General features: G+C 46.7%; 18 protein-coding genes. 16 read left to right on the forward strand and 2 right to left on the reverse strand.

All coding sequences use genetic code 11. The features are described 5' to 3' along the window. Window positions 1-46: 46 nt before the first annotated feature. Window positions 47-511: a hypothetical protein gene (locus ACXHJ2_RS06435; RefSeq protein ID WP_058829911.1), complete on the reverse strand. Its 465-nt coding sequence runs from the start codon at window positions 509-511 to the stop codon at window positions 47-49. A gap of 442 nt (window positions 512-953) precedes the next feature. Between ACXHJ2_RS06435 and hrcA the strand changes: the two genes are divergently transcribed. The 15 genes from hrcA to ACXHJ2_RS06510 all read left to right on the forward strand — a co-directional run bounded on the left by hrcA (window position 954) and on the right by ACXHJ2_RS06510 (window position 16,687). Continuing rightward, the gene (gene hrcA, locus ACXHJ2_RS06440; RefSeq protein ID WP_013372178.1) at window positions 954-1,985 is read left to right on the forward strand and encodes a heat-inducible transcriptional repressor HrcA; all 1,032 of its coding nucleotides are present in this window, start codon (window positions 954-956) and stop codon (window positions 1,983-1,985) included. 121 nt (window positions 1,986-2,106) lie between these two features. Then, a complete protein-coding gene (gene grpE / locus ACXHJ2_RS06445; protein ID WP_040103293.1) occupies window positions 2,107-2,679 on the forward strand; it encodes a nucleotide exchange factor GrpE in 573 nt (190 codons plus the stop codon). Window positions 2,680-2,766: 87 nt separating this feature from the next. Further along, window positions 2,767-4,602 carry a molecular chaperone DnaK gene (dnaK, locus tag ACXHJ2_RS06450; protein ID WP_013372176.1) on the forward strand — a complete coding sequence of 612 codons (1,836 nt, stop codon included), beginning with the start codon at window positions 2,767-2,769 and terminating at the stop codon, window positions 4,600-4,602. Between the two features lie 246 nt (window positions 4,603-4,848). Continuing rightward, the gene (dnaJ, locus tag ACXHJ2_RS06455; RefSeq protein ID WP_013372174.1) at window positions 4,849-5,973 is read left to right on the forward strand and encodes a molecular chaperone DnaJ; all 1,125 of its coding nucleotides are present in this window, start codon (window positions 4,849-4,851) and stop codon (window positions 5,971-5,973) included. Window positions 5,974-6,126: 153 nt separating this feature from the next. Continuing rightward, on the forward strand, window positions 6,127-7,782 hold the full coding sequence (dcuS, locus tag ACXHJ2_RS06460; protein WP_165079564.1) for a DcuS/MalK family sensor histidine kinase: 1,656 nt from the start codon (window positions 6,127-6,129) through the stop codon (window positions 7,780-7,782). Next, entirely contained in the window at window positions 7,775-8,482 is a 708-nt protein-coding gene (gene dcuR, locus ACXHJ2_RS06465; RefSeq protein WP_165079565.1) for a two-component system response regulator DcuR, read from the forward strand. Before dcuS ends, dcuR begins: the two co-directional genes overlap by 8 nt. Before the next feature lie 120 nt (window positions 8,483-8,602). Then, window positions 8,603-9,949: a 2-hydroxycarboxylate transporter family protein gene (locus ACXHJ2_RS06470; RefSeq protein ID WP_165079566.1), complete on the forward strand. Its 1,347-nt coding sequence runs from the start codon at window positions 8,603-8,605 to the stop codon at window positions 9,947-9,949. A 63-nt stretch (window positions 9,950-10,012) separates the two neighbouring features. Beyond that, window positions 10,013-11,209 (forward strand): NAD(P)-dependent malic enzyme, encoded by a 1,197-nt coding sequence (locus tag ACXHJ2_RS06475; RefSeq protein WP_040103297.1) that lies wholly within the window; start codon window positions 10,013-10,015, stop codon window positions 11,207-11,209. A gap of 179 nt (window positions 11,210-11,388) precedes the next feature. After that, entirely contained in the window at window positions 11,389-11,763 is a 375-nt protein-coding gene (locus ACXHJ2_RS06480; protein WP_165079567.1) for a hypothetical protein, read from the forward strand. A gap of 24 nt (window positions 11,764-11,787) precedes the next feature. Continuing rightward, window positions 11,788-11,973 (forward strand): YfhD family protein, encoded by a 186-nt coding sequence (locus tag ACXHJ2_RS06485; RefSeq protein WP_016821609.1) that lies wholly within the window; start codon window positions 11,788-11,790, stop codon window positions 11,971-11,973. Window positions 11,974-12,220: 247 nt separating this feature from the next. Then, the gene (gene prmA / locus ACXHJ2_RS06490; protein ID WP_165079568.1) at window positions 12,221-13,186 is read left to right on the forward strand and encodes a 50S ribosomal protein L11 methyltransferase; all 966 of its coding nucleotides are present in this window, start codon (window positions 12,221-12,223) and stop codon (window positions 13,184-13,186) included. A gap of 2 nt (window positions 13,187-13,188) precedes the next feature. Next, the gene (locus ACXHJ2_RS06495; protein ID WP_016821607.1) at window positions 13,189-13,881 is read left to right on the forward strand and encodes a site-2 protease family protein; all 693 of its coding nucleotides are present in this window, start codon (window positions 13,189-13,191) and stop codon (window positions 13,879-13,881) included. A 158-nt stretch (window positions 13,882-14,039) separates the two neighbouring features. Continuing rightward, window positions 14,040-14,804 (forward strand): 16S rRNA (uracil(1498)-N(3))-methyltransferase, encoded by a 765-nt coding sequence (locus ACXHJ2_RS06500; RefSeq protein WP_165079569.1) that lies wholly within the window; start codon window positions 14,040-14,042, stop codon window positions 14,802-14,804. Between the two features lies 1 nt (window position 14,805). Beyond that, window positions 14,806-16,149: a tRNA (N(6)-L-threonylcarbamoyladenosine(37)-C(2))-methylthiotransferase MtaB gene (gene mtaB, locus ACXHJ2_RS06505; protein WP_013372164.1), complete on the forward strand. Its 1,344-nt coding sequence runs from the start codon at window positions 14,806-14,808 to the stop codon at window positions 16,147-16,149. A 103-nt stretch (window positions 16,150-16,252) separates the two neighbouring features. Beyond that, entirely contained in the window at window positions 16,253-16,687 is a 435-nt protein-coding gene (locus ACXHJ2_RS06510) for an NUDIX hydrolase (RefSeq protein WP_013372163.1), read from the forward strand. Here the strand turns inward: ACXHJ2_RS06510 and ACXHJ2_RS06515 are convergent. Then, window positions 16,677-17,699, reverse strand: coding sequence for a Na/Pi cotransporter family protein (locus ACXHJ2_RS06515; protein WP_040103302.1), 1,023 nt, complete (start codon window positions 17,697-17,699; stop codon window positions 16,677-16,679). The genes ACXHJ2_RS06510 and ACXHJ2_RS06515 overlap by 11 nt on opposite strands. Window positions 17,700-17,988: 289 nt before the next feature. On the opposite strand from ACXHJ2_RS06515, the gene ACXHJ2_RS06520 reads away from it, so the two are divergent. Then, window positions 17,989-19,368, forward strand: coding sequence for a class I SAM-dependent rRNA methyltransferase (locus ACXHJ2_RS06520; RefSeq protein WP_165079570.1), 1,380 nt, complete (start codon window positions 17,989-17,991; stop codon window positions 19,366-19,368). Window positions 19,369-19,521: the final 153 nt, after the last annotated feature.

Raw genomic sequence — 19,521 nt, forward strand, 5'->3', positions numbered from 1 at the left:
TGTTTTTTTATCAGGACGCAGCCTTGCGTATGTGTTACAGCTTACATTATTGTGCCTCTGTTCGTTTCTCAAATGTTTGGAGTAACCACCAAATAAATTGATGATGAGGCTCCAGTTCCGAAGGTATATCACTCAGGCTTCTTATGGGATGGTCCTTATGATAATCCGTATCATTATAAAAGTATGTAGTGCCATCTAACGGGACTTGACCTTTGTATTTATACAAGGCGACAATATATTTTTCAGACTCTCCAGTTCGGCTTGGACGATATGTGTACTCTTCCCAATCAGCTGGTGTTAAATCATCATAATGTAATATAGCAGTGACACTATATTTTATTTGCTTGGTAATGCTTGGACTGAATTCTTGTGGGTAAAATAAAATGGTATTCCATATGCTTAACAGTATTGTAGGGATCAAGATTAAGGCACACCACAAGGTTCTTAATTTACGAATTAAATGGTTCACTGAAATCATAAGGGCAGCGTTCAGAATAAAAACTAGTGGCAAAGCAAGGATTCTTCCTAGGCCTGTGTACGGAAACAATTCGATTAAAATGTAAAACATACAAATTGTAGGTGAAAGAGCGATTAATGCGTATAAAAGGTTGCGGCGCTGGCTTCTCAGATCCTATTCCTCCTCAAAGACAATAAAGTTACAACAGTTTGGAGACACAGTCTCAATTTTTTGCATTCTGTATCCCTATACATAAATACGGTTTGGATATGATGAATAATGAGGGTTTATGTGAAAAAGTGTAAACGCTCTGTTTCCATATCAATAATCAAAATGGATGTAATAAATCTCGTTTATTGAAAATACTGATCTGACTTGACAATGATCAGGTCGGTTTGGTATTTTTGTATTATCAGTTAGCACTCATCGCGAACGAGTGCTAATGATTCCATTTAACAATCATGCTATTATGGATAGACGATAAGGGGGGATTCGCTTGTTAACCGAACGTCAGAGACTCATTTTGAATGCGATTATTGATGACTACATTCGTTCGGCTGAGCCAGTGGGTTCCCGCAGCATATCCAAAAGGCAGGATGTCGGATTCAGCCCAGCCACAATCCGTAATGAAATGTCGGATTTGGAGGAACAGGGCTATCTGGAGCAACCCCATACTTCTGCGGGACGCATCCCGTCTCATAAAGGTTATCGTTATTATGTGGACCATTTGGTGCCACTAAATACACTGAAGCCTATGGAAATGCGGGAACTAAAAGCCTTTTACGCCGAAAAGCTGAATGTAATGGAGCAAGTGATTCAGCATGCATCAGGCATTTTGTCCCATATGACCAATTATACTTCCATCTTGCTTGGGCCGGAGGTTTTTCATACTTCGTTGCGTCATTTTCAGCTGTTGCCGCTCAACGAAACGACGGCTGTGGCGATTATCGTGACCAATACCGGTCAGGTGGAGAATAAAACGGTGGATATTCCACCTGGAATTTCAATTTCCGAGATGGAAAAGGTTGTGAATTTACTGAACAGCAAGCTGGTCGGTGTGCCGATTTATCAGCTTAAATCACGCCTTTACACCGCGCTTGGTCAGGAAATGGAGAAGCATGTGTCTCATTTTGAGGACGCTATGAAGGTGCTGGATAAAGCACTCGATAATGAATCGGATCAGCGCTTGTATTTGAGCGGTGCGACGAACATGCTGAATCAACCTGAATTTAAAGATGTAGAAAAGGTTAAACATATTCTCGATCTGCTGGAGGAAACACCAACGCTGCTTAAACTGATGACTCCTGTAGCCGGAGCCCCTGAAATTCAAGTCCGCATCGGTACAGAAAATGATCATGAAGCATTTGCCAATTGCAGCCTGATTACTGCTACATATGCAGTAGACGGAGAAGCGTTGGGTACGATAGGTATATTGGGTCCGACGCGGATGGAGTATGCGAGAGTTATTAATATTTTGGGTATCCTGTCTAAGGATTTGACCGCAATGCTAACGCAACGGTTTAAATAGAACAAGATCGCACAGGTTGCGGTCCTACATGTTCCGCGCCGGGATACGGCTTGTATCCTGCGCGGGTGCATTGTTGCGTGCTTTTGTATGGGTAGTTATGACTTGAAGGAGGTGAAACATTTTGAAGGAAGAACAAGCGTTCCAAGATGAAAAACAACAAAATGTAAGCACAGAGGAAGCTGCCGAAACGAGCCAGCAGGAAGAGCCGGTGAATGAAGCGGCATCACTGGAAGCCGAGGAAGAAAACACAGAGGTGGCAAAACTTCGTGCAGAGGCTGAGGAGCATCAGCAGCGGTTTTTGCGCGCACAGGCGGATTTTGATAATTTTCGCCGCCGTACACTGAAAGAAAAGGAAGACCTTGCTAAATATGCGTCTATGAAGCTTGTTACCGAGTTGGTGCCTGTTCTGGATAACTTCGAGCGAGCGCTGGCAACAGCATCGCAAGGAGCGGAGTCTGAGTCATTCACCAAAGGCGTGGAAATGATTTTCCGCCAGTTTGAGAGTGTGCTTCAGGCAGAGGGAGTGACGGCCATGAATGCAGTGGGACAACCGTTTAATCCTGATTTCCACCAGGCTATTATGCAGGTAGAGAGCGAAGAGCATGATGAAGGCATCGTCGTTGAAGAGGTACAAAAAGGATACATGCTGAAGGACAAGGTGCTTCGTCCAGCGATGGTAAAAGTTAGCATGTAACTTTTTCTATATACATTAGAATTACATCATTTTGATTCAACCATTCTGGCCTGAGGGCCTCGTATATACAGAAGGAGGAATTGTCCGATGAGCAAAGTAATCGGTATTGACTTAGGTACAACCAACTCTTGTGTGGCTGTTATGGAGGGCGGCGAAGCCGTCGTTATTCCAAATCCGGAAGGCGCGCGCACAACCCCTTCCGTTGTCGGTTTCAAAAAAGATGGGGAGCGTACTGTAGGGGAAACGGCAAAACGCCAAGCAATTACGAACCCGGATCGTACAATCATGTCCATCAAGCGCCACATGGGTACAAATCATAAAGAAAACATCGATGGTAAGGAATATTCCGCACAGGAAATTTCCGCTATGATTTTGCAAAAGCTGAAAGCTGACGCTGAAGCTTATCTGGGCCAAACGGTTTCTCAAGCGGTTATCACTGTTCCAGCTTACTTCAATGATGGTCAACGTCAAGCAACTAAGGACGCAGGTAAAATTGCCGGTCTGGAAGTTCTGCGGATTGTCAATGAGCCAACAGCAGCTGCATTGGCATATGGTATGGAAAAATCCGAAGACCAAACGATCCTCGTATATGACTTGGGCGGCGGTACATTCGACGTATCCATTTTGGAACTGGGCGATGGTTTCTTCGAAGTTAAAGCAACAAGCGGCGATAACAAGCTGGGTGGCGATGACTTTGACCAAGTGATTATTGATTACCTCGTAAATGAGTTCAAGAAAGATCAAGGTATTGACCTGAGCAAAGATAAAGCAGCTGTACAACGTCTGAAAGACGCAGCAGAAAAAGCGAAAAAAGAACTGTCCGGCGTGCTGACAACGACAATTTCCTTGCCGTTTATCACAGTAGCTGATGGCGTTCCACAGCATTTGGAGTTGAACCTGACTCGTGCGAAGTTTGAAGAATTGTCTGCAGGTCTGGTTGAACGTACTTTGGGACCTACTCGTCAAGCGATGAAAGATGCAGGCATGAGTGCTAGCGACATCGATAAAATCGTTTTGGTCGGCGGCTCTACACGTATTCCAGCTGTACAAGAAGCAATCAAAAAGCTGACAGGTAAAGAGCCTCATAAAGGCGTAAACCCTGATGAAGTAGTAGCTTTGGGCGCAGCAGTTCAAGCAGGTGTATTGACAGGTGATGTTAAGGACGTCGTTCTCCTTGACGTAACTCCACTGTCCCTCGGTATTGAAACCGCAGGTGGCGTATTCACCAAAATGATTGATCGTAACACGACAATCCCTACGAGCAAATCGCAGGTATTCTCGACGTATGCCGACAATCAGCCTAGCGTAGAAATTCACGTGCTGCAAGGTGAACGCGAAATGGCAGCAGGCAACAAAACACTGGGCCGTTTCCAATTGGGAGATATCCCTCCAGCACCACGTGGTGTACCGCAAATCGAAGTTACTTTCGACCTCGATGCGAACGGTATTGTGAACGTATCTGCTACAGATAAAGGCACAGGTAAAAGCCAAAAAATTACGATCACATCTTCTAGCGGCTTGAGTGACGAAGAAGTAGAACGTATGATGAAGGATGCCGAGTTGCATGCGGAAGAAGATAAGAAACGCAAAGAGTTGGTAGAAGCGAAAAACGCTGCGGACCAACTGATCTACTCCGTAGACAAAACGATTAAAGATCTGGGCGAAAAAGCGGATGCAGGTGAAGTCGAAAAAGCAAATGCAGCTAAAGAAAATCTGCAAAAAACGCTGGAATCCGACAACCTGGAAGACATCAAAAAAGCTACTGAAGAACTGACTGAAATCGTTCAGCAATTGTCTGTGAAATTGTATGAGCAAGCTGCTCAAGCAGCACAAGCTCAAGACGGAGCAGCAGACAGCAAAGGCCGTGACAATGTTGTTGATGCGGACTATGAAGTTGTTGACGAAGACCAGAAGAAAGACTAAGCAACGGATCGGGTAGTGTAACTTTACGGTATACCGGTACGTTATGATATACTGAACAGTAATTGCAGCGTAGCTGCCTTGATAAATAACAATTAGCCTAAGGGTAACCGTTATTTCCAAGATAAATAAGCATATTACGGGTTGTACTGCCTTGAAATGATGGGAAGGTCAGAGCCGGGTCATCCCGCGCCTTTGGCTTTCCTTTTATATGTAGTGCAGACACGTTGTAGGCATGGGGGTGGAACATTGGCTGATAAGCGTGATTATTATGAGGTGCTAGGTGTCGCAAAAGGCGCTTCGGATGAAGAAGTCAAAAAGGCTTACCGCAAGCTTGCGCGTCAGTATCATCCGGACGTGAACAAGGCTGCGGACGCAGAAGCTAAATTTAAAGAAGTAAAAGAAGCTTACGATGTTCTCAGCGATGGTCAGAAGCGGGCAAGATACGACCAATACGGTCATGTAGACCCAAATCAGGGCATGGGAGGCGGCTTTGGTGGTGCCGACTTCGGTGGCGGGTTTGGTGATATTTTTGATATGTTCTTTGGTGGCGGCAACGGTCGGCGTGATCCGAATGCACCGCAACGAGGGAACGATCTTCAATATACGATGACGATTGAATTCAAAGAAGCGGTGTTTGGTAAAGAAACCGACATTCAAATTGAACGTACGGAAACATGCGATACGTGTCATGGTACAGGAGCCAAGGCGGGCACTCAACCACAGACCTGTTCCGTCTGCCATGGCAGTGGACAAGAAGAAGTGGTACAGAATACACCGTTTGGCCGCATGGTTAATCGACGCGCTTGCTCCAATTGCGGCGGTTCCGGAAAAATTATCAAGGAAAAATGTACGACTTGTAGCGGATCAGGCCGTGTCCGCAAGAAACGTAAAATTCATATTCGCATTCCGGCGGGTGTGGATGACGGCGCACAAATGCGTATCAACGGGGAAGGCGAAGGCGGTGTCAACGGAGGACCGGCTGGTGACTTGTACGTCGTATTCCGTGTGAAGTCGCACGACTTCTTTGAGCGTGAGGGAGACGATATCTACTGTGAAATTCCGCTGACGTTTTCACAGGCAGCATTGGGAGATGAGGTGGAGATCCCTACGTTGACCGAGAAAGTGAAGCTGAAAGTTCCAGCAGGCACACAAACAGGCACTTATTTCCGTCTTAAAGGAAAGGGTGTGCCAAAACTGCGCGGCGTAGGTCAAGGTGACCAGCATATTAAGGTAGTTGTGGTAACGCCTAGCAAGCTGAGTGAGGAACAGAAGGATTTGCTGCGTCAGTTCTCTTCGCTTAGTGGAGAGCAGACACATGAGAATGAGCAGTCCTTTTTTGATCGTGTGAAGCGGGCTTTCCGAGGCGACTAAGCCAAAGTCTAAATCGCGGAGCTTCAATCATGAATCCGAGGGGACTATTCCGCAATTGCGGGATAGTCCCTTTTTTTATATTCACGTAAACACATACATAGCCATTTTTGTATAACCAAAGTTAACTATTGAGCTTCTATCAACTAGAAAGGGGTGAGTTCCATCGAAAAAATACGGACAAGTCTGCGTCGGGGTAAGCCGCTTTTAAAGCTCAGAGGTCTAGTAACGCTGCTCGTATGTCTGGTTATGGCACTTGTGCTCCTGCCAGTAACACTGTTATTTGCGGAGAGAGTTGAGCTTGAAACGGAGAAGGGGCTTGAGGAAAAGGCAATGTCCATTGCGCGTACACTCGCCCATACACCGCTTATTATCGAGCAATTGCAACAGACGGGTTCTTCTCCTTCCATGCAGGAGTATGTGAAGAAGGTCTCAACAGCGAATCATATCCAATTTGTCGTGGTTATGGATATGAAGGGAATTCGTAAAACGCACCCCGATGCTAGGAGGATTGGCAAAGCCTTTGTCGGAGGAGACGAGTATACTGCACTTCATGGTCAGGAGAGCGTGTCCGTTGCAAAGGGGACATTAGGCATGTCCATGCGAGCCTTTTCCCCCGTGTTCAGTGTGACGGGAAAGCAGGTAGGGGCAATTGTTGTTGGTATATCCATGCAAGATATACAGCGGGCCCAGGAAGGCAACACCCGTCTTATTGCTATCGCCATTGGTATCGGAATGTTGATTGGCACAGGAGGAGCGGTTGTGCTGGCTCGTAAAATCAAAAATATGCTGGTCGGTCTGGAACCGCCGGAAATCGCACGTTTGCTGGAGGAACGCAGCGCGATGTTGCAGTCCATCAAGGAAGGAGTCATTGCAGTGGATGAATGCGGTCGTATCATGTTGATGAATGCAGAAGCGATCCGTTTACTGAGGCAAGCGGGAATTGAAGACTTCTCATTCTCTGGACAGGAAATTACTGTTTATTTATCTGCTTTCCGATTACAAGAGGTCTTGGAAGTAAGCACTCCACTGATGGATGAGGAGATGGAGCTGGGTGGGATCACCTTGCTGACCACCAGTGTTCCGATACGGGTCAAAGGAAAAATTGTCGGAGCCATTGTAACCTTTCGGGATAAGACGGAGATGAACCAGCTTGCGGAACGTTTGACCGGAGTTTCTTTGTACACGGAAGCACTACGCGCACAGGCTCATGAATTTATGAACAAGCTGCATGTCATTATGGGGATGGTGCACTTGCGAATGTATGATAAACTGGAACACTATATTATGGACGCCGTCGAACATCATCAAGTAGAGATTGGTTCCATTACTCGGCAGCTTAAGGACCCAGTGATGGCGGGGTTTGTGTTAGGAAAATTAAGCCGGGCCAGAGAGGCAGGGGTAAGTTTTGAACTGACTCCGGGTAGTCACTTGCCTGAATCCAGTCAAACTCAAACGACTCACGAGCTGATTACTATTCTTGGCAATCTGTTTGATAATGCGGTGGAGGCGATGGAATCTCTGGAGCACAAGCGGATTACCCTTTCACTTTATTATGAGGAAAATCAGAAGCATGGCTGTCTGACCTGTATCATGTGCGACAATGGTCCGGGTATACCGGAGGACGTTGTGAAGGCTATTTTTGAAAAAGGTTTTTCGACCAAGGGAGAGTCACGAGGGATGGGACTTTATCTAGTGGCGCAAAGCGTGAAGAGGCTACAAGGTAGTGTAAAGTTGATCCCAGTCGAGCAGGGGTGCTGTTTTCAGATTAAGATTCCATACATTATAGCGGGGAATGATGAACATGATTAATGTCCTGATTGTAGAAGATGATCCGATGGTTGCAGAATTTAACCGCAAATATATGGAGCAGGTAGAGGGATTCCAATGTGGCGGTTGGGCTTCTTCGGTGGAAGAGGCTAAGAAATATTTAGCTGAACAAGCTATTGATCTGATATTGCTGGATGTGTATATGCAAGAAAGTAATGGCCTCGATTTACTGTCATTCATACGGGAGTCTGGAGTGAATGTGGATGTTATTGTCATCTCAGCTGCAAGTGACATGAGTAGTGTCAAAAAGGCGATGAATTTTGGCGCTGTGGATTATTTGATCAAGCCTTTCCACTTTAACCGTTTTCTAGAGGCACTTACCGGGTATCGAGAGCACATTAGTATTGTGCGTGAGCGCAGTCTACTATCGCAGGAGGAGCTGGATCGACTGATTTATCATAAAAGCTTGACTAAAGACTTGGCACGGTTGCCCAAGGGGATAACGAAATCCACGCTGGCTATGATATGGAATTGTATCCAGCAGCATCATAAGGTTCTATTTTCCACGGAGGATATTGCGGAGAGTGCAGGGATCTCCAGGGTGTCTATGCGCAAGTATTTGGCTTTTATGACAGAGATTGAAGTGCTTTCTATGGAAACTATATATGGTACCATTGGACGCCCTGTTTACCAATATCAAGTTTTACCGCAGGCAGAAGGAATCATGAATAGTTATATTTAGCCCTATTTCTGATTACTTTAGTTACAAAAGTTAGTTCTTAGTTTTAAAACCAAATAAAGCGTTTTCCAAGGTGTAGAATGGGAATATGATCATCATTCTTCACTTTATGGAGGGAGATTTATGGAAAATGCTACGAACCAGCCTGTCATTCAAAAGGGGCAAAGATGGAGTAAAAATACTGTAGATGGGTTTAGGATGCTGGGGAGGATAAAGGTGGGAGTGATTCCTCTTCCGCTATATGCCGTGATCGCGCTAATTGTTTATGCGGCTGCAATTACAGAAAGACTTCCGAACGATCTATTAGGCGGGTTTGCCGTCATCATGATTTTAGGTATATTGCTCAGTGATCTGGGAGCCAAACTTCCGCTGCTTAAACATATAGGCGGGCCAGCCATTTTATCCCTTATGGTTCCATCGTTAATGGTATTTTGGAATATGTTCAGTCCATCTGCGATGGGGGCTGTGCACACGCTTATGAAAACCTCGAATTTTCTTTATTTTTACATCGCATGTCTAGTAACCGGCAGTATTCTTGGTATGGATCGCAAAATGCTAATGAATGGAATTGTCAAAATTTTTGCCCCCATTATCATAGGATCTATTGCTGCTGTTGCCGTCGGTATGGTGGTGGGTATGGCTTTTGGCTATAGTGCTTATCATACATTTTTTTTCATCATCATTCCGATTATTTCCGGCGGGATTGGAGAAGGCATTTTACCCTTGTCCATTTCGTATGGGATGGTACTGGGCAAGGATTCTGCAGTATTCGTATCCCAGTTTATCCCGGCTGCAATTATCGGTAACATTGTTGCAATTATAGGTGCAGGCGTCTTGAAGAGATTAGCGGAGAAAAAACCAAAAACTTCTGGTAACGGAAGGTTGTTAAAACTCGAAAAAGACAAAGGTGAGTTATCTCCGGTAAACTTGGGACAATCCGTTTCTTTTCCATTAATGGGTGGTGGTCTGCTGTTGGCCTGTACTTTCTTTATTGTGGGTAAGCTGCTGGAGCCGTATCTCCATATTCCAGGACCGATTCTCATGATTCTGGCGGCGGCATTAATTAAGTGTGTTCAGATCATGCCGAACACATTGGAACAGGGAGCTTTTCATTTGTACAAATGTATAACCGCTAGTCTGACGTGGCCCTTGATGGTGGGGTTAGGTATTTTGTATGTGCCATTAGATAGTGTAGTTGGGATTCTAACGGTTCCTTATGCGATTACCTGTGCATCTGTAGTGGTTGCATTGATTGTTACTGGATACTTCACAGGAAAATGGATTCACATGTATCCCGTAGAAGCTGCTTTGGTGACCAGTTGTCGCGGCGGATTAGGGGGCACAGGCGATGTAGCCATTTTGTCTGCATCCAATCGGATGGAACTGATGCCTTTTGCCCAAATTGCAACACGGATTGGCGGTGCGGGCACGGTCATTTTAGCCACCTTGTTACTCCAATTATGGAGCTGATGAGTTTTATACACAGGACTGAGTTTCATATCCAAATAGAGGCATGAAAGGACGGAGAAAAATATGAGCAGTTTAATAGATGAGATTAGAGAATTACATGCAGGTGGCAAAATGGAGACCTTACCCAAGAAGCCAATTGAAACGATGGAGGGGTTATCCAAAGTTTATACGCCGGGTGTAGCTGAAATTTGCATGGAAATCGCCAATGACCCAGCCAAAGCATATCAATTAACGATCAAAAAAAATACAGTAGCGGTCGTATCAGATGGAACCGCGGTACTTGGATTGGGAGATATCGGGCCAGAGGCTGCTATGCCTGTGATGGAGGGTAAAGCAGTACTGTTCAAACAATTTGCAGGTGTCGATGCATTCCCCATCTGTCTCAATACGAAGGACCCTAATGAGATTGTTCAAATTGTCAAAATGATCGCTCCTGCCTTTGGCGGCATTAACTTGGAAGATATATCTTCGCCACGCTGTTTTGAGATTGAAAGACGGTTGAAGCAGGAACTCGACATCCCAGTATTTCATGATGATCAGCATGGTACGGCAGTTGTTGTATTAGCAGGTTTGGTCAATGCACTAAAGGTATGCGGCAAAAAAATGGAAGATGTCAAAGTAGTATTTGCCGGGATCGGTGCGGCAGGTATGGCCTGCTCCCGTATGCTGCTCAAGGCAGGGGTACGCAATCTGATTGGCGTGGATCGGCAAGGAGCCATTCACCGTGGTGTAGAATACAGTAACCCGCATTGGACAGAGTATGCGAACATGACTAACCCGCATAATTTAAGTGGAAGCTTATCCGAGGTGATTGTGGGAGCTGATGTGTTCATCGGTGTGTCGGGTCCAGATATACTGACTGTGGAAGACATACAGAGCATGGCAACTGATCCTATAGTGTTCGCTATGGCGAATCCGAAGCCAGAAATTGATCCGGCTGTAGCCTTACCTTATGTGCGTGTGCTTGCTACCGGCCGCTCCGATTTTCCTAACCAGATTAATAACGTATTGTGCTTCCCGGGAATTTTTCGGGGCGCTCTGGATTGCCATGCCAAGACGATTAACGAGGAGATGAAATTGGCAGCCGGTCTTGCCATTGCTGATGCCATTTGCCCTGAGGAGCTAAGTGAAACTTATATCATACCGAATGTTTTTAATGCGAAGGTGGTTCAGAAGGTACGGGATTCTGTTATTCGTGCAGCCTGGGAGACAGGAGTAGCCATGTCAGGAGAAGCTCCGGCAGCTACTTTACATCCGTAAAAGTTATGTTCTTCACAAACTTTAGTTCACGGTCTTGGCCTGCTGTTCTTGATAATGTCTGTATCCGTTTAGCTTTCGTGGAGAATATAAAGTCTTGCCAATGAGCAGGATATAACAAAGCGTAACGGTCTATGTTCTCAACCAAGGTTACGCTCAATACTACACAGGGAGATTTTGGGATGGGCGAAAAAAATATTTTGGCGTATTTCAAAAGTCCTGAGGAAGCACAGGGAGCCGCGAGAAAATTGGAGGCTCTCCGGGTAACGGATATGTCGATAGATCGTTTTAGCCGGTATCCGCGGCAGTCTACGGGCAACGCCGGACTGCCTGTGTTCTCGGGACAGATTAGCAGCTTGTCCTCACTCACACAGGGCGTAGATTTTACAGATGCGTCTCCTGCAATACTGGTTGCGGCTGATCCTGCTGCCAGTGGCATGAGTGATGGAGGACAAGGTGGACCGACCGGCCGCGATATTTTGTTGACTGCGGTGGTGGATGAATCCATTCATCATCAGGCGATGTCTATTGTGGAACAAGCGGGTGGAATGCTGTGACAAGTTTGGAAGGAGCAGTGACCGATGTCTAAAAACAAACGGTTCGATAAAGTGCTGACCAAAACCGAGAAAATCAAACGCATGCAATCTGCCAAAAACGAAGATGTTGAGTTCTCGGCAGAGCAGGCAGATGCTGAGGATCTGGAAGCGATCCGGCGTAGTGAAGTAGCTGACCGCCGTCAGCAACGTATCATAAACGACAACGAGTAGAATACAATAAGGCGGGTATCCCATCTAAAAAGGTGATTTGCGGGATAGCCCGTCTTATTTGTGTTTTCCCCTTGTTCTATTCATTATCCGCTATATGCTGTTACGCTAAAACTAGAGGACTGAGGACAAAGGTAGTAGTCGCAGGTGTTTGATTTTCAAAAATGAGTCCATCTACTTTTTTGAACTCCTATGCGAGTATATAGTACAATGTAATGTATGCATGTGAAATGAGGAGGAAATGTAAACCATGTTGTGGAATGAAATTACAATACATACAAGCGAGGAAGCTGTCGAAATGATTTCGAATTTTCTGCACGAAGCAGGTGCAGGAGGGGTTTCCATTGAAGAATCCGGTTCGCTCAACAAGCCGCGGGATACGTCTTATGGACAGTGGTACGATCGCCCTTTGAACGATATTCCTGAAGGACAAGCGATCATCAAGGGCTATTTTGCTGAAGAAATAGACATGGACAGCGTGCGTGCACAAATTGAGCCGCGGGTTGAACAATTGAGAACATTTGATATTGACCCTGGAGAGGTTCGGTATGAGCTGAAAACGGTCAACGAGGATGACTGGGCTAATGCCTGGAAACAATATTTCAAGCCTTTGCGTGTATCGGATCATTTGACAATCAAACCGACTTGGGAAGAGTATGAGCCTGCGAGTGAAGATGAAAAAATCATTGAGCTCGATCCGGGTATGGCCTTCGGCACTGGCACACATCCGACGACATCCCTTTGCCTGAGAACGCTGGAATCCGTGATTCAGGGTGGAGAAGAAGTCATTGATGTTGGTACAGGCTCCGGTATCTTAGCCATTGGAGCGATAAAGCTGGGAGCAAAGCATGTACTTGCCTTGGATCTCGACCCGGTGGCGGTTTCGAGTGCGCGTGAAAATACGCGTTTGAACGGACTGGAGAAACACATCACCATTAAAGAAAGCGATTTGCTCTCTGTACTCAATGCAAGCGATCCAACGCTGGGGATCCAGCTGCCAGTCAAGCTGGTCGTAGCTAATATTTTAGCTGAGATCATTTTGCTGTTCATTGATGATGTATATAAAGCCTTGGAGCCAGGTGGCATTTATATTGCTTCAGGGATTTGGAAGAACAAAGAAGAGGTTGTCGAATCTGCGTTGAAAGCAGCTGGCTTTGAGATTGCCGAAATCAACCGGGATGAAGATTGGCTGGCGTTTGTAGCGAGAAAGAGGTAAGCATGGATTTTTTACAAAGTATTTTTCGGGTAAATTTAAATGTCCTTCCATTTTACTTGCTGGCTGTGATCATATCGTTTACGGTGCATGAGTTTGCGCATGCGTATTATGCCAATAAATTTGGTGATCCTACGGCCAAGCTGCTTGGGCGTGTGACTTTAAATCCGGCAGTTCATATTGATCTGCTGGGTACGCTGCTGCTGTTGATCGGAGGCTTTGGCTGGGCCAAGCCAGTTCCGGTTAATCGTGACAATTTTAGCCGTCCGCGCCTCATGGGCATTATCGTATCAGCTGCTGGTCCGCTGAGTAATCTGCTGCTTGCATTTGTGACGACGCTGATCTATGCTGTGCTCCTGCATTTTCAAGTATTGCCGGGAATGGAGAACCAGCGGGTGGCACAGGCAATCTATTTGTTTATCAATGCGCTGATCAATTTAAATCTGTTTTTGTTTATCTTTAATCTGATCCCACTGCCTCCACTCGATGGTTACCGGATTGTGGAGGATGTGGCTCCGACTCCTGTGCGCCGCAAGCTTCAGCACTTTGAGCAATGGTCGATCTTTATTTTTCTGCTTATACTGGTAATTCCGCAGGTACGAGCTGTAACGATTGAACCTCTATATACGCTGTCTCAGATGATTTATATACAGTTTTTGCAGTTCTCTTTTTACATTACCGGACTGTTCGGAGCCTAAGGGCTCCTTTTTTTACGAGAATCGGTATAACGTGAATGGAAGAGGGAACAGACTGGTCATAGAGGAGCAAAAGATGATATGATGGTGCTTGGTGATTTATTCGGAATTTGTACGGAGTGTTAATGGATAATAGTTATTTTTAGAATAGGTGTGAGAGAATGCAGCGTTATTTTATTCCGGCAGAGCAATTTCTAGAAGATCACGTAATTGTTACGGGTGAGGACGCACGGCATATTGCCAAAGTCATGCGCGGCCGTAGTGGCGACAAAATTATAGTCAGTGACGGGGTATCCAGGGAAGCGCTGGCTGCATTGGATACGATTGAGCAGGATCATGTGAAAGCGACGATTATTGAACCGCTGGAGATGACCTCTGAACCGTATGTTCAGATCACCATCGCGCAGAGTCTTCCTAAAGGAGACAAGATGGAGACAGTGATGCAAAAATGTACGGAAATCGGAGCCACCGGTTTCGTACCGTTTTTATCGGAGCGTACGGTCGTACAGTATGATGCCAAAAAGGAAGGCAAGCGACTGGAGCGTTGGCGCAAAATTGTGAAAGAAGCGGCTGAGCAAAGCCATCGCAATCGGATTCCGGAAATTAGCGCACCCCTGACGTGGAAAGAACTTCTGGCTTCTTTTGCTGGGTATGATTTGATATGTTATTGTTATGAAAAAGAGCAGGGTCGGCAGCTACGGGATGTAATCCAGACTTTCGCAGGACACTGGGCGTCCACAGACAAGCCGCGTGTGCTCGTAGTTGTGGGCCCGGAAGGCGGCTTTACTGAAGCGGAAAGCCTAGAGGCCGAGCAGGCCGGGGCACAGTCTACAGGACTGGGAAGACGTATTTTGCGTGCGGAGACCGCAGGTATGGTTGCATTGGCATGCATTTTATATGAGACAGGAGAAATGGGAGGGGTTTAATATGCCATCAGTGGCATTTTACACATTAGGTTGTAAGGTAAACTTTTATGATACAGAAGCGATCTGGCAGCTGTTCAAAAAAGAAGGTTATGAGCAGGTGGATTTTGACGAGCAGACCGCTGATGTCTATTTAATTAATACATGTACGGTTACGAACACCGGTGATAAAAAAAGCCGTCAGATCATTCGTCGCGCGATTCGCCGAAATCCAGATGCCATTGTGGCAGTGACGGGCTGTTACGCTCAAACTTCTCCAGCTGAAATTATGGATATTCCAGGTGTTGATCTTGTTATTGGTACGCAGGACCGAGATAAGATTATTCCGTTTGTAAAGGAGATCCAAGAGTCGCGTCAACCCGTAAACGCGGTGCGTAATATAATGAAGACCCGTGTGTTTGAGGAAATGGATGTACCTGATTTTGCTCATCATACCCGCGCGTTTCTAAAAATTCAGGATGGCTGCAATAACTTCTGCACCTTCTGTATTATCCCGTGGTCGCGGGGCTTATCCCGCAGCCGTGATGCGGCGAGCATTATCACACAGGCGCGTCAACTGGTGCACGCAGGCTACAAGGAAATCGTACTCACGGGTATCCATACGGGTGGTTATGGCGACGATATGGATAATTATGACCTATCCGATCTGCTGTGGGACCTGGAGAAAGTGGAAGGGCTGGAACGTATTCGTATCAGCTCGATTGAAGCCAGCCAGATTGATGAAAAAATGCTGGACGTGCTGAAACGCTCCAATAAGCTGGTTCGCCATTTCCACATACCGCTTCAAGCAGGGGACGATACCGTGCTGAAACGGATGCGCCGCAAGTACACGACAGAAGAGTTTTATAACAAAATGCTTATGATTCGAAAAGCAATGCCAGATGTAGCGATTACAACAGATATAATTGTCGGCTTCCCTGGAGAAACGGACGAAATGTTCCGCAATGGCTATGAGCTGATGAAAAAAATCGGTTTCTCGGAAATGCACGTGTTCCCGTATTCCAAGCGTACTGGAACGCCTGCGGCGCGTATGGAGGATCAGGTTGACGAGGACGTGAAAAATGCGCGGGTGCGTGAGCTGATTGAACTGTCTGAGCAAATGCAGCTGGCATATGCTGAGAAGTTTGTTGGTCAGGTGCTGGAAGTTATTCCTGAAGTAGCCCCTAAAGGGACAGAAGATAGCGGCATACTCTACGGTTATAGTGACAACTACATTCAACTGGTGTTTGAAGGTAATAAGGATCTGGTTGGTAAGGTGTGCCGCGTGAAGTTGACGAAGGCAGGCGTTAATGAAAGTGAAGGCCAATTGGTCCGCGTATTGGAGAATGGGCTGCAAACAGCTTTGTAAAACAAAAAGAGCCTGAACAGGCAATAGCGATGGCCAACAAGGATTTCGCCTTTCCTTACAGAGAGGACGGAATCCTTGTTGCGCAAGGAAAGGAGATTACAGGATGGCAGCAAAAAAGGAAATTTCCGCAGGTGGCGTAGTGTTCCGCAAACAGGAGGAGCAACTTGAAATTCAGCTGATTACTGACCGATATGGCAAGATATCTTTGGCTAAAGGCAAAATGGAACCAGGTGAAACAATCGAACAAACAGCTCTACGTGAAATTCGTGAGGAAACAGGGCTGAACGGGCGAATTATTCAGCATGTGGATATGATTGCTTATACGTATCAGCACCCTGAATATGGGGAAGTGGACAAGGAAGTTCATTATTATCTCGTAGAGGCACTGGATGGGAATTTACAGGCACAGATTGAAGAAATCAAAGGCGTCGCATGGCATACGCCCGAAGAAGCTTGGCGTCTTCAGCGCCAGGGTGGATATGACAACAATGATGTCATTCTAAGCAAGGCGCTGTCCATGTTAGGAATTAACGTTTAGTCCTATTGGGGGACATACGCTCCTCTATACGTGTCCATATAGGTAAATAACAGAGAGGCAAGGCAAGCAGAGAACTGATGACGTTAAACAGGGTTTGGGCATGCGCTACCTTGGCCCCAGGTTCAGTAGATATCCAGGCAGCGGCCATATCCAGCCCGGGGATTAACGGCATAAAGAGCAATGCCCCGCCTACGTTCAGTAATACGTGGGACCAGGCCACAAATTTGCCTGATACGCTGCCGCCAACAGCGGCAATCAGGGCAGTCACGCAGGTGCCTACATTGGAGCCGATGACGATGGCGATTCCTACATCAACTGGCAAGGCACCCGCAGCAGCAAGGCTGATTGCCATACCGATGACGGCTGCGCTGCTGTGAACCAGTGCGGTCAGGCAGGCTCCAGCAGCGAAGGCCCACCACATGTTGGCTGCAGCATGATCAAGAAACCAGCGGAATAGTCCGGCCTGTTCAATCCAGGGGCCGACGGCTTGCATCACACGGATACCTGCCAGAATCAGCGAAAATCCGGCAAAGACGAGGCTGATAAATTGTACAGCCTGTGGGCGGCTGAGCCCATTAGAGCTGGGTGAAGCTCCGGCAGCTGCATACTGGCGGCCAGCGACCGTTTCTCCCCACAGAACGGCAGTGCCCCAGCAGAGCAGTGACCCGCATAGCAATGGAACAGCCAGCTTGCCAAGCTGAAGCCCCATCAGCTCGGTCGTCAGGCAGGTGCCAATATTGGTGCCGAGAATGATGCCGAGCGTGCGGCCGTAGGTCAACAGCCCGGCGTTGACCAGTCCGATCGTCAACACCGTTACGGCGGTGCTGCTTTGCAGTAGGGCGGTAATGCCTGAGCTGAACAGCATTCCCCGCCAAGGGGAAACCGTAGCCCGGTTCAGCCAGCGGGTAAGGAAGGGGCCAGCCAAATGCCGGAGGGCAGCTTCCATCAGCTTCATTCCGCCTAAAAAAATAAGCAGCCCACCGCACAGTGGGAGTATAACATGTATGAACACGGCCATAGCCCCCTTTTCTAGGTGAAAATACTTATGTAACAGCCTATGATCTGTCAAGGACAGCCATGACAAGCATGGTTGAGCAGTTTTTCACGGAACAATAATTTTGAAGTATCTTCACAAGCTTTAAAAGCGTGACGTCGATATACAGGCGGGCAGTAGCGAAGCGGTTCATTTGAATCTAGAGAAGCGCCAGTGATCGTAAGAACAAATGAACCGCGGAGCTGCGTCCCATCGAACACCACACTTTTAAGGACTTTAAGTAATCCAAGAATAGGAGTGAAGGATTTTGCCTTCAGTAATATTAGAACGTAGCCGAAAAAAAAGGCTGGAGCAAGCACACCCTTGGGTGTTTAAAAATGAAATAGCCAAGATTGAGGGGGAGCCAGAAGCTGGTGATTTGGTCAACATCCTTAACCATCAAGGACGTTATTTGGCGACAGGTTACTATAATCCTGCTTCGCAAATTACAGTGCGTGTGATGTCCTATGAGCCGCTGGAAGTGATGGACCAAAGCTTCTTTGCCCAACGTTTCCGTAATTGTTTGGAGCATCGCGAACGCTTTGTGACTGGGGGGAACGCTTATCGCTTGGTGTATGGCGAGGCTGATTTTTTGCCTGGGCTGATTGTAGACCGTTTTGGCGATGTGTTGGTCGTTCAGCTGTTAACGCTTGGCATGGATCGGCGCAGGGAAGAAATCAGAGATGCACTTGTTGAAGTCATGGGGCCAGTTGGTATATATGAGCGTAGTGATGTATCCATCCGCGAGCTGGAAGGGTTGGAACAGACGAAGGGGCCTTTGTACGGCGATTGCCCGCGCCATGTGGTGGTGACGGAAAATGGCTTACAAATCAAGGTCGATATCGAAGAGGGCCAAAAGACTGGCTATTTCTTTGACCAGCGTGAAAATCGTGCAGCCATCGCGCCGTTGATGACAGGTTGGGGAGCGCGTAGCGGAATTACGTTACAAGAAGTAGCTGCAACCCCAGGTGATGACGCCACAACGGTCATGAAGCCTGTGAATAAAAGTGGTAAGGTGGTTGAATTCCCATTCTGGGACGGTGCAACTGTATTGGAATGTTTTTCACATACAGGTAGCTTTACGCTCAATGCGTGTAAACATGGTGCGAAAAAAGTAACTTGTCTGGATATTTCTGAACATGCGATTGAAAGTGCTCGGGATAATGTGAAGCTGAACGGTTTTGAGGATCGCGTCGAGTTTGTCGTCGACGATGCTTTTCAATATTTACGTAATCAGGTGAAAGGTGTAGAGGAACGCACCGCGCGAGCGGGGGGCAAAGGAGATACATCCAAGCCGCTGACTGCGGGTGGCGGACGCACCTTTGACGTAGTTATTCTGGATCCGCCAGCTTTTGCCAAAACGAAGAGTGCTGTCAAAGGAGCTACACGTGGATATAAAGATATCAACCTTCATGGGATGAAGCTTGTCAATGAGGGCGGTTATTTGGTAACGGCGAGTTGTTCGTTCCATATGCGGCCAGAGCTGTTTTTGGACACGATTAAGGAAGCGGCGACAGATGCCGGTAAAACCCTCCGACTGGTAGATTGGAGAGCGGCAGGGAAGGACCATCCTCAAATTTTAGGTGTGGAGGAAGGTCATTATTTGAAATTTGCCATCTTTGAAGTGCGCAGCCGGACACGGCTGTAGACTTCATACCCTTGTTAAAGGTAATCTATTTTTAGGCGATAAAGATAACTAGGTGAAACAAACTCATTTTTAGTATAAATCAGTCCTGTAGAGAAGGCTTGCACCAAGCCATCCTGCGGGACTGTTTGTTTTTGAGAAGGGCTCAATTGCTAC

The organism is Paenibacillus sp. ALE3 (assembly GCF_054113405.1).